Origin of the sequence: Bifidobacterium bifidum ATCC 29521 = JCM 1255 = DSM 20456, assembly GCF_001025135.1 — a bacterium.
GTDB classification, from domain to species: Bacteria; Actinomycetota; Actinomycetes; order Actinomycetales; family Bifidobacteriaceae; genus Bifidobacterium; species Bifidobacterium bifidum.
This window is the reverse complement of sequence record NZ_AP012323.1, coordinates 56,655-67,601: the sequence shown is the minus strand read 5'-3', so window position 1 is coordinate 67,601 and position 10,947 is coordinate 56,655. Positions and strand designations below refer to the sequence as shown.

At 54.8% G+C, this 10,947-nt stretch carries 7 protein-coding genes and 2 pseudogenes; 3 read left to right on the top strand and 6 right to left on the bottom strand.

Annotated elements, in window-relative coordinates; translation table 11 throughout:
- Nucleotides 1-63: 63 nt before the first annotated feature.
- The 3 genes from BBBF_RS00265 to BBBF_RS09280 form a co-directional block, all read right to left on the bottom strand.
- Nucleotides 64-1,854 (bottom strand): DUF6020 family protein, encoded by a 1,791-nt coding sequence (locus BBBF_RS00265; protein ID WP_231855222.1) that lies wholly within the window; start codon nucleotides 1,852-1,854, stop codon nucleotides 64-66.
- Nucleotides 1,844-2,959, bottom strand: coding sequence for an acyltransferase (locus tag BBBF_RS00260; protein ID WP_021647508.1), 1,116 nt, complete (start codon nucleotides 2,957-2,959; stop codon nucleotides 1,844-1,846). The genes BBBF_RS00265 and BBBF_RS00260 overlap by 11 nt, the downstream gene beginning before the upstream one ends.
- Nucleotides 2,960-3,073: 114 nt before the next feature.
- On the bottom strand, nucleotides 3,074-3,592 hold the full coding sequence (locus BBBF_RS09280; protein ID WP_021647509.1) for a transposase: 519 nt from the start codon (nucleotides 3,590-3,592) through the stop codon (nucleotides 3,074-3,076).
- Nucleotides 3,593-3,673: 81 nt separating this feature from the next.
- On the opposite strand from BBBF_RS09280, the pseudogene BBBF_RS00250 reads away from it, so the two are divergent.
- Nucleotides 3,674-5,033, top strand: a pseudogene (locus BBBF_RS00250) (IS256 family transposase).
- Here the strand turns inward: BBBF_RS00250 and BBBF_RS00245 are convergent.
- On the bottom strand, nucleotides 4,945-5,769 hold the full coding sequence (locus BBBF_RS00245) for a transposase (RefSeq protein ID WP_231855253.1): 825 nt from the start codon (nucleotides 5,767-5,769) through the stop codon (nucleotides 4,945-4,947). The pseudogene BBBF_RS00250 and the gene BBBF_RS00245 sit on opposite strands and share 89 nt — an antisense overlap.
- Nucleotides 5,770-5,947: 178 nt before the next feature.
- On the opposite strand from BBBF_RS00245, the gene BBBF_RS00240 reads away from it, so the two are divergent.
- Nucleotides 5,948-6,892, top strand: a complete 945-nt coding sequence (locus BBBF_RS00240; RefSeq protein ID WP_033509590.1) for a glycosyltransferase family 2 protein — start codon at nucleotides 5,948-5,950, stop codon at nucleotides 6,890-6,892.
- 72 nt (nucleotides 6,893-6,964) lie between these two features.
- Here BBBF_RS00240 and BBBF_RS00235 read toward each other — a convergent pair whose 3' ends face one another.
- Nucleotides 6,965-9,568 (bottom strand): RICIN domain-containing protein, encoded by a 2,604-nt coding sequence (locus BBBF_RS00235; protein WP_021647511.1) that lies wholly within the window; start codon nucleotides 9,566-9,568, stop codon nucleotides 6,965-6,967.
- Between the two features lie 91 nt (nucleotides 9,569-9,659).
- Here BBBF_RS00235 and BBBF_RS00230 point away from each other — a divergent pair.
- A pseudogene (locus BBBF_RS00230) lies at nucleotides 9,660-9,898 on the top strand (acyltransferase); the annotation flags it as partial.
- A gap of 11 nt (nucleotides 9,899-9,909) precedes the next feature.
- On the opposite strand, the gene rfbB reads toward BBBF_RS00230, so the two are convergent.
- Complete coding sequence (gene rfbB, locus BBBF_RS00225; RefSeq protein WP_033509620.1) at nucleotides 9,910-10,935, bottom strand: dTDP-glucose 4,6-dehydratase; 1,026 nt, start codon at nucleotides 10,933-10,935, stop codon at nucleotides 9,910-9,912.
- Nucleotides 10,936-10,947: the final 12 nt, after the last annotated feature.

Below are 10,947 nucleotides of genomic sequence, written 5' to 3'. Positions count from 1 at the left end.
ATAACGTAAGGGCGAGATGATTCGCCCTTACGTTATCCCGATTGTCCTTGGTAGGGACTCCATCTATTTTTTTTCTTTTTGGGGCTTTTTCTTTAGCGAGAGCAAAAGCCCTATCACGATAGGCGCAAGCAACAATGCATGGAACATATATCTCGTAGCATCTCCACCATGGCTACCTCCCGTTACACGGGACACAGGATAGACGAAAAGCGAAGCTGCCGATACGAAGTAAGGCAGCAATTGGAACATCGTTTTAGCTGTTACATATTCTTTACGCTTACGCCATAGCAGGTAAGCGATAAACGTAGGAAATACCGATGCCCAAAAAGCCACATAGGTAAGAACATTCACCACAGGAATCGATTTCAGTATAGAAGTAATGCTGTCGACTATTTCCTGTGCCCAATTCTTGTCTTTATTGGGAATTAGCTTGCCGAGAGTGTCTTCATTCGCGACAGTGTATACGCTGGCATCCATTTGCAACTGCACTGGATATTGTACCGATTTCTTTACATCCTTATAGGAAACAGAAGATTTATCATTTCCGGAAAAGGAGATCCATCCAGATTCAAGACAGACAAAACCATTGAGATATGTCATTGGATGCCTCAAACCAATCTTTAACCATGCCTTGAGGAAATCCGGCGTAGAAGCCCCTTTGCGTAACTTGTATCCCGTAACAGGATCGGCAATATACGGATTGTATTGCGTGCTAATCTGATCCCAAGAATATACCAGATATGATTCAATGGCTTTCTTTTCCGAATCGGTAACATCCTGAGGATACGCGTGAGCCGAACGTCCTAAGAGTTCAATCGGCATCGCGAATGCAGCCTGTCCACCTCCAGGAACGATATTCGCCCTCGGATAGTAGTAATTAGGCAGAACGATACTGACGATTGCAAAAAGAAATGCGGCAATCCCCGCAACCACTGCCTTGAATCGTATCCTAAATTTTCCAAAGACGAGGATAATCAAACAGAATAGAATGATATACATTCCCATTTTCTTGCTCAGGGAAGAGCACAGCCCGAGAATCAAGAAACCAAAGAAGAAAGAAGGCTGCTTGATTTTTTCAAGTTTCGTGTCAACCAAGCGCATGAACATCAGAAGCCATGCGATAAAGAACGCGGCATGAGTGATGTCTTTCGACAGACTCATAAACGCTATAGGGAAGATCGGGAAGAAGCAGAAGAACATGGCGCATATTTTCAACGGAACTCGTCCGACGCCACGTTCCTTCAAATAACTCAACCAACACGCAAGTGCGACGGCAACAAAAACACATTGTGCAATGGCATATAGGAAAATCCCCACATTGTAGCTACCGGTAATTGCATGACCAAGCCAAATGAACCCTCCGTATAGATAGGTATCGAAGAAAGGATGGTGATCCCAGATCTTGCCCGGCTTCTGCCCGAAAGCGGAGATTCCGAAGAACTGCGCGACTTGATCTCCGGTATCCCAATACAAAACACCTGGATAGAGCAAAACAATATACGGCAGCCAAGCAGCCAAGATTCTCAAAGAATCTTTGAACTTGGACTTTTTTGATTGGCCATACTCAAATCGAAGCAACAAAAACTTATTCGAAAATGCATTCGTCTTCGAAGCCTGCTTCGTTAAACCGTCAGATGCTCCCATCTGAACGATTTTGAAACCAATCTGAAAAAACGCGAGGAAGAGAACTGCAAAGAGCAGCCACTGCGCATAAAAATACGGACGATCAAATGGAACTATCGCATCAGTCGAAGCATTCGTTCCACAAGCGAAGACAAAACCCAGTACCACTGGGAATCCCCATCCAGCAAATCGTTTCTTCTCATCTCCGTGCAATACTATTTCAGGCAACACAATCAGGCCTCCGCTTAGTAAATATTTTCTTAATCTGCATCAGAATATGTCTACATATGACAACGACAATCAACGTAACCAAATATACAACCATGGCTCGTACTCCCATATGTTCTCCCCAGAATTGAGATACATTGCCCCAATTGCGCTTTCCCATCCAATTAATCACTAAAATATGGAAAAGGTATACGCCAAGGGATGCACCGGAAACCTCGCGGATACAATGCAAAACCGTAGGAGACATCTCCCGCAAACGCTGTTCCACTTGCATGGCACATAGGAACAATGCAACCGCCTCAATAACACACAATGGAGAGGAAGCACTAATCACGTAGCTATGGTATTCAACATCGCGTACTGCGAAGTATCCGTTAGTGTACAAACCACCGAAAAACATCGCTCCAGCTGAAATTACACAAATGATTCCTGCAAGCCAAAGGGGAGGAAGCTTCCACAGGTAATTGGCGATATAGAATCCCAACAAAAAATAAAGCAATGCGCTTGAAGAGAACAGCGGCCAATTGAAAAGGGTTCCGAAATATTTTTTAGGTACGCCAAATCGTTCAATTAACGGAATTAAAATGCTAATAACAAACTGCAGCACAATCAAATATTGCAGAGTTTTTTTATTATTTCGTATCTGAGTCAACAACGGCGTTAACATATATAGATAAATTATTGTGTACAAAAACCAATAAATGTCGTTTATTGAATTCGTTAAAAAACGCGATACAAAATCCCTAACACCAATTCCGCTCGCATACTGTTCGGCGCCATAAAAAGAGAACGGAAATATGCAGAATAAGATATAGCAGAAGACACTTGCCAGAATGAGCGCACGACCTACACGCCACAGTCTCTTTTTAAAAAATGTTTTCGTATCGTATTTATCAGCATAACCAATAAGGTTCATACCACTAATCATGAAAAAAATCGGAACAGCGAAAATGGCAATCGCCTGAAATAAAACCGCTTGCGTCCAGTAAGTGTCGGAGGGATTGAAAACATTCAAAGAAACATGCAGCATGACCACAGCGAAGCACGACATAATATTCAGTACGTCAACATAGACTAGATGCTTTCTTTTCACCTTATTTTCCGCCATGTAAAGCCTCTATTCGACATCAGGAATGGGATTCAAATCTTCTTGCGAACTTTAATCATAATCAATGAAAAAGACCAATACAGAATTATAGGAGGCTTCTGCTGTTTTCGTGGGTTAGGGGATGGGTGCTGGCAGGTGGATCGGTAGGCCGCTGCATCGGAGTTTGATCATGGCGATGAGGTTGTCGGTGTCGCGGAAGCCGTAGGCCATGCGTATGGTGACCTTGATTTTGTTGTTGAACGCTTCGAGCCTGGCGTTGGAGTAGCCCAGGCGGATGGTGCGCAGGATGTCGTCGCGGCGGCGTCTGATCTTCCCGCATAAGTCCGTGACTTCGGGTATGCGGCAGCGGGACGCCCAGCCGATCCATCGTTTCAATTCGGCTTCGGCCTGTTCGACGGGTTGGCGCAGGAGGGTCCTGAGGAGTTCCTTGAGTTGCCAGGCGCGGTAGAGCTGGCCCCTGGGATCGACGTCCCCGAGCGTGGCGAGGGCCGTGTTCTGCCGGTCGGTCAGATCGTCGGGGTTCTTGAGCAGAGCGTATTTCAGGCCGCGCATCGTCCCGGTCGTCTTCTTGTCGCCTTCGCGCCGGGCTTGGTTCCACAGTCGTTTGCGCACCTGGTCGAGGGCGTCGCCCATCCAGGGAGGGTGTCTAATTGTTTGTGTATGGGATCATCTGATGGAAAGGAAACGATCATGGTGACCGAGGCAGTGAAGCCTATGGCCGGCGATGTGGCCGGGAATGACAATGGCGCCGTGACGGATTCGCGGCCCCTGGTGGACTCGCTGGTCGCGTCGGGAGCGCTGGATCCCCTGTTCGAACGGATAGACGGCGGGCGGATCGAGCTCACCGGCGACGGCGGTCTGCCGGGCGAGCTCACGAGGGTCGCCCTGGAACGCGGCCTGCAGACCGAGACGACGCCGCATCTGGGCTACGCGCCCGGCGACGGGGGGTCGAAGGCGGGCGGCGGGCATGCGAACTCGCGCAACGGTTCGTGTCCCAAGACGCTGTCCACGCCGGTGGGAGAGGCGGCCGTGCAGGTTCCCTACGGCAGGGACGGCTCGTTCGCCCCGAGGTTGGTGCCCAGGCGTTCCGGGAGGCTGGGCGGACTGGACGAGATGATCATATCCCTGTACGCGGGCGGCATGACGGTGCGCGGCATCCAGCACCACCTTGAGAAGACGATCGGCGCGGACCTGAGCCCCGAGACGATATCCAACATCACCGACGCGGTGAGCGACGCCGTGCTCGAATGGCAGGAGCGGCCGCTGGACGAGTTCTGTCCGGTCTTGTACCTGGACGCCGTCAGGGTCAAGGTGCGCGACAACGGCAGGGTGCCGCCCAAGGCGGCGCACATCGCCATCGGCGTCGACATGGACGGGTTCAAGCATGTGCCTGGCGTATGGGTCCAGGACGACGGGGGCGCCTCCTTCTGGGCGCACGTGTGCGCCGAGATGGCCAACCGGGGCATGGCCGACGCGCTGATCGTGTGCTGCGACGGGCTCAAGGGCCTGCCCGAGGCCGTGGAGGCCACGTGGCCCAAGGCGATCGTGCAGACCTGCGTGGTGCGCCTGATACGCGCGGCCAACAGGTTCGTCGCCGACCACGACAGGAAGAGGGTGTGCGCGGCGCTCGGGAGCGTGTACTGCGCGCCCAACGGGCAGGCCGCGGAAAAGGCGCTCGGCGAGTTCGCGGAAAGCGGGCTCGGCCGGAGATACCCGTCGGTGGCCGCCACGTGGAAACGCTCGTGGGACCGGTTCGTCCCGTTCCCGCGGTTCCCGCCCATGCTCCGCCGGGTGGTGTACACCACCAACAGCATCGAATCGCTCAACTACCGGCTGCGCAAGGTCAGCCGCGACCGCGGCCGGTTCCCCCAACGACCAGGCCGTGGTCAAGCTGTTCTGGCTGGCGATCCGCGACATCGAGGACAAACGCAGTCTCAGACGCGCCGAAAACGGCAACACAACCAGGCGCAAAAGCGAGGGAAGGCTCATCGAGGGGCGCATGACGACCAACTGGAAACAGGCCCTCGCCCAACTCGCGGCCGCATACCCCGAACGAATGGAACCTTATTTATAAAACACACCCCAAACACAAACAACTTGACAAGCTCCATCCAGGAGACGATGTGGAACGAGTCCAGCACGCGCTCGGCGTTGGGGCAGTGCTCGGCCACGGACGAGTCGATCCACCTGGCGCCGTCGCCGGTGACGATCCTGATCGACGCGCGCTGCTCCGGCGTCAACCGCTGGAAGAACAGGTCGAGGATCTCCTTGCCGTGTCCGTCGTGCGCCCAGATGACCCGCTTGCGCTCGTGGTCGACGACGACGGTGATGTACGTGTGGCCCTTGCGGTACGACGTCTCGTCCACGCCGATCGCCGTGAGTCCGTCGAACATCGACGGCATCGACGCCTCCAGCCGGTCGGCGACCCTGCGCGCGATCTCGCCGGCGGTCCGCCACGCCACGCGCAGGAAGCCGGACACGGTCTTCTGGTTGGCGACCGTCATCAGCCACGCGCACTGCGTCTCGAAGTCATGCATGAACCGGCTGCCCGGCTCCGCCCACGGCACGCGCGACACCACCACCCCGTGCTCCGCGCACGCCACGCGTGGAACCGGTCCGGCCAGTTCGACGCGGAAGCAGCCGAAGTCCTGGTGGCGCCAACGCCGCTCGCCCCCGCCGTTGTCGTACCCGGGCGCCTTGCGTCCGCAGCGCGAGCACCTGAGCGCCGCCTTCCTGCACCGCACCCGGGCCACCAGGACCGGCGCCGGGCGCAGCGGCGAGTCGTCCAACGACACATCCTCGACGACCATGCCATTGACGTTCAGCAATCGCTTGAATATCCTCTTCAACCAAGGCGCTTTCTTCGGTTGTATTTCTTGGTCGAAAAACAAACCTACAGGAAGCGCCCCTTCACACCCTGGAACTCAACGGCTCACCGACGAACCGACACCCACGAAAACAACACAAGAGCCATACATAGTAAATAGCATGTCTAAGAACCTGAACGCCTCCGTCGCCGTCCTCTTACCTTGTTACAACGAGGAAGTCACCATCGGCAAGGTGGTACGCGATTTCAAAACAGCACTGCCGAATGCCGACATTTACGTGTATGACAACAACTCCACCGACCGCACGGCGGAAATCGCGTCCAGCGAGGGCGCAATCGTCCGCAAGGAGCCACGACAGGGCAAGGGCAACGTGATTCGCGCCATGTTCGAAGACATCGACGCCGACGTGTACGTCATGGCAGATGGCGATGACACCTATCCGGCAGACGCGGCACCTGCCATGGTGGATAAGGTGCTCGAAGGCTACGATATGGTGATCGGCGACCGCTTGAGCTCCACCTATTTCCAAGAGAACAAGCGTCCGTTCCACAACTTCGGCAACCGTCTCGTGCGTGATTCCATCAATGGCTTGTTCCACGCGAACGTCACCGATATCATGACCGGCTACCGCGCCTTCTCGTTCACGTTCGTCAAAACCTATCCGGTGCTTTCGCGCGGCTTCGAGGTTGAGACCGAGATGACCATCCACTCGTTGAACAACAATCTGCGCCTGTTTGAGATGCCGATTCAGTATCGGGACCGCCCCGAGGGTTCGGTCAGCAAGCTCGACACCGTGGGTGACGGCATCAAGGTGATGGGCACCATTTTCCGCATGATTCGCGAATACAAGCCGCTGCCGTTTTTCGGCGGACTTGGCGCCATCCTCGGCATCATCGGCATCGTGCTGTGCGGCAGCGTGACCGTGGATTTCTGGCACACTGGCATGGTGGCGCGATTCCCCACGCTTATCGGCGCTGTCATGCTCGTCATTGCCGGACTGCTATTGTTCATCACCGGCATCATCCTCGATGTCATGGCCAAAAACGACCGCAAAGCATTCATCATTGACGCCAATCAATTCGCCATGATGCGGCGCCAGAAATAGCACAGATTCCAAATATGGCTGAGAGCAAAAAGATACTTGTCCTCAGCCATATTTTATTGGTTAATCTGTCTGCTATTTCACCCACTTTTGGGCATTCGTGCCATTTGCGGTATACAGCTGCACATTGGCACCATTCGAGGTAGAAGCACCCGAAACATCAAGAACTTTGTTTTCCGCGAGCGCCGATTGGAACGTGTATGAGCCATCGGAATTCTTGACTGCTATCCACTTCTGAGCGTATGTTCCATTGGAATCGTACTGTTGCACGTTGGTTCCGCTGGCAGATACGCCGCCATTCACATCCAACACTTTGCCGGAGTTCACACTGGTCAAGGTCGCGTATCCGTTGGAATCATGCGTCACTTTCCACTTCTGAGCATTGGTTCCATTATTGGCCCAGATCTGCACGTTTCCATAATTTGAACGGGAAGCGCCGCTTACATCCATCTTCATGGACGTACTAAGCTTCGATCCGAACGTGTAGGTGCCATCCGGCAGATCTTGCCTATGCTTGGCTGCGGTTTCATTCAAACGTTCGCGCAACGTCAACGGCGCCTTTGCGACCAACCACTGCTGAGCAACAGTGCCATTCGGCGAATAAAGCTGCAACTGAGCCTGCTGCACGGCATTGCCACCTGGAATATCGACAGCTTTGTTGGCGTTCACCGACACCAGCGCAATCCTGCCACTGCCGTAATTCCGCACCGTCCACTGCTGAGCAACAGTATTGTTACTCGTATATTGCTGCAATGCCGCTCCATCAGCAGTGGATCCGCCAGCCACATCCAGCACCTTGCCTGAATTAGCATTGATAATCTTGTAAGTTCCGTTGCCGATTGATTCAAATCGATATTTCTGGGCGTTCGTATTATTACTTGAATCAAGCTGGACTCGCGCCCCGTTCGCCGTTGACGCACCCGTCACATCCGTGACAAGTTTTTTATTCGCAACCGAAGTGATAATCATCGACACTCCAGTAGCTATATTGACATCGCTTGACGAAACAACAAATAGCTGTGAAGCAGTGCCATTTGGCGTATACAGCCGAATCGCAGCACCATTCGCAGTATTTCCGCCGCTCAAATCCAGAACCCAATTACCGAGAGCGGACTGCAAATAATATCCCGCTCCGGAATCACGAATAAACCATCGTTGAGCCTGGGAATTATTTCGAGAATACTGTTGCACTATAGCGTTATTCTCAGCAACACCATTACGCACGTCCAAAGCCTTGCCGGAATTCACATTGACGATCTCGTAGCTCCCATCAGACTGCCTAGTAAAAGTGAACTGCTGAGCCTTGGAACTGTTGCCGGAATACAACTGAATGGCGGTGGAATCCGCAGCACTTCCACCAGGAACATCAACACTGGACGCGACTTTGGAACGAACATTGATGTAATAATTGCCATTCGGAATGGTAACTGCAGTCATTTTGCGTACATCAATGGCCGCTTGTAAATCATTACTACTCCCGCCATTCACATACTCCTTATTCCCAAACGCATTCATATCCACATTGCCCCTGATGCCGCCCACTTTGCCGGAGCTGGTGTATTGCCATCCGCGACTGTTGGTCGGGAACGAGTCGAATCCCATGCGAGCGCCATACTGCGCCACCCACGTGGTTTTGGCGTAAATGTCGGCATGTTTCAGCGGGCCTTGCAGGTAGCTGGTGTACGAGTAGACGCCCAGGTTCTTGTATCCGGCGGACTGCAGCGCGCCGTACCAATTGTTGACGATATCGTTGTACACGTTCGGATCGGTGGGCGGCTGATGCCCCTTCCACGTCCACTTTTCCAGGTCGTAGTACACGGGGTACGCCAAGTCGCTCGCGCGCACACCGAATCGCTTGAGTTTGGCGACCACGCCGGCACCTTCTTCTTTGGCAATCGACGGAGTGTCCGCGTAGGAATACCAGTAGATGCCGAACGGGATGCCAAATCGCTTGCATTCGGAAATGTTACGTTGTGCTTTCTTGTCGGCATTGTTGCCCCAACCGTAGCCGAGGCGGATGATCACGCCTTCCACGCCGTCGGCTTTCGCTTTGGCCCAGTCGATGTCGCCTTGCCATTCGGAAACGTCAATCACGCCTTTGGCTTGCTGCACGAACAGGTTGTTCTGGTAGTCGAAGAAGGCTTTCGTATTGTTGTAAGTGCCCCAGTGCGCGCCGTATTCATTGCCTTCGAATTTGGAGAGCTGTACGTTCGCGTCGGCTACAGCATTTTTGACATCTTCCGCACTCACCGGAATGAAGGATTCGCCATTGGTTTTGGCGAGCGGATCCGGCTGCTGATCCTGCGTACCGACCAGTGTCGCATCGGTCACGGTTTCGCCGGTTTCAATATTCTTGACCTCACCTTCAGGGGTGACAGCCAGGTCTTCCGAAACCACGGTGGCATCGTCGGAAATCTCGTCACTGACGGTATCCGGAAGTTTCGCATTCGGATTGTCAGGCATGCCGTCTTGCGACTGCTGGTCGCCTGTCTGATCATCCGGCTGATCGTCAGACTGCACAACAACGCCATTATCTGCAGTAACGGGACCGCTCTGCGCGACAGCATCCTCAATCGCGATATCCTGCAATGCGTAAGCCGGCGTAACCGCAACGGAAGCCGTCAACGCAACCGCAGACAGCGCAGTCGCAATCTTCAAAAGATGATGTGGCGAAACCATTCGTCAGCCTCTCTCGAATAAAGTCATCAAACCCAAATAATTCGGCGCGAACGCCCTAATCGCCAACTCTAACCGCACCCTGCTACCCACCTGGCTGGCGGGATACTCCTACACGATGTATCTGGTGCATTGCCGCTGTCCAAGGTTCTGATCGGCCCGCGGATTCCCGCGCCCACGGACGGATGGTCGTACGCGGGCATCAGCGTGCTGATGTTCGCCGCCACGCTGCTCGCGGCGTTGGCGTTCGCGGTGGTCGCCGACATCGTGGTGCTCAAGCCCTTGCAACGGCTGCTGCGCAACGTTGACCTGCCGCGGAAAGGCCGCCTGTAGAGGCGGTCGCTTCACTGCCCCTGCGCGCGGTAGCGGGCCTCGGTGGCTTCCTTGGCCGGCGCCCACCAGTCGCGGTGTTCCGCATACCAGTCGATGACGTTGCGCAATCCGCTAGCGAAGTCGGTGTGCATCGGCGACCAGCCCAGTTCGGCGCGCAGTTTGGATGCGTCGATCGCGTATCGTCTGTCGTGCCCGGGCCTGTCGCGCACCCAGTCGAACGCATCTTCCGGCTGGCCCATCAGCTGCAGGATCATGCGCAGCACGGTGATGTTGCTCATCTCGCCGTCCGCTCCGATCAGATACGTTTCGCCGATGCGCCCGCGGGTGAGGATCGCCCACACTGCGCGGGAGTGGTCTTCCGTATGTATCCAGTCGCGCACGTTCTCGCCGGTGCCGTACAGTTTCGGCCGCGCGCCCTCCATGATGGAGGTGATCTGCCGTGGAATGAACTTTTCCACATGCTGGTACGGGCCGTAGTTGTTGGAGCAGTTGGAGATGGTGGCGCGCAGACCGTATGTGCGCACCCATGCGCGCACCAGATGGTCGGACGACGCCTTCGAGGCGCTGTACGGGCTTGAGGGACAGTACGGCGTGTCTTCCGTGAAACGCGCCGGATCGTCCAGCGCCAGATCGCCGTATACCTCGTCAGTGCTGATGTGGTGGAAGCGCACGTCGTGTTGCCGGGCGGCCTCCAACAGCCGCATCGTGCCTTCCACGTTCGTGCGGATGAACGGTTCGGGATTGGCGATGGAATTGTCGTTGTGCGATTCCGCGGCGAAGTGGACGATGGCGTCGTGACCGGGCACGATACGCTCCAATAGCGCGACGTCGCAGATGTCCCCTACGACAAGATCGACCTGCGACGGCGGCAGGCCGGCGATGTTCTCCGGATTGCCGGCGTACGTCAGCTTGTCGAGCACGGTGATGTGCGCGTGTGGATGGTTCCGCGCCACGTATCGCACGAAGTTCGCGCCAATGAAGCCGCATCCGCCGGTCACTAGAATATTACGCGGCTCGAATACGCCGCTGCACGCCATGCTGTTCACCAT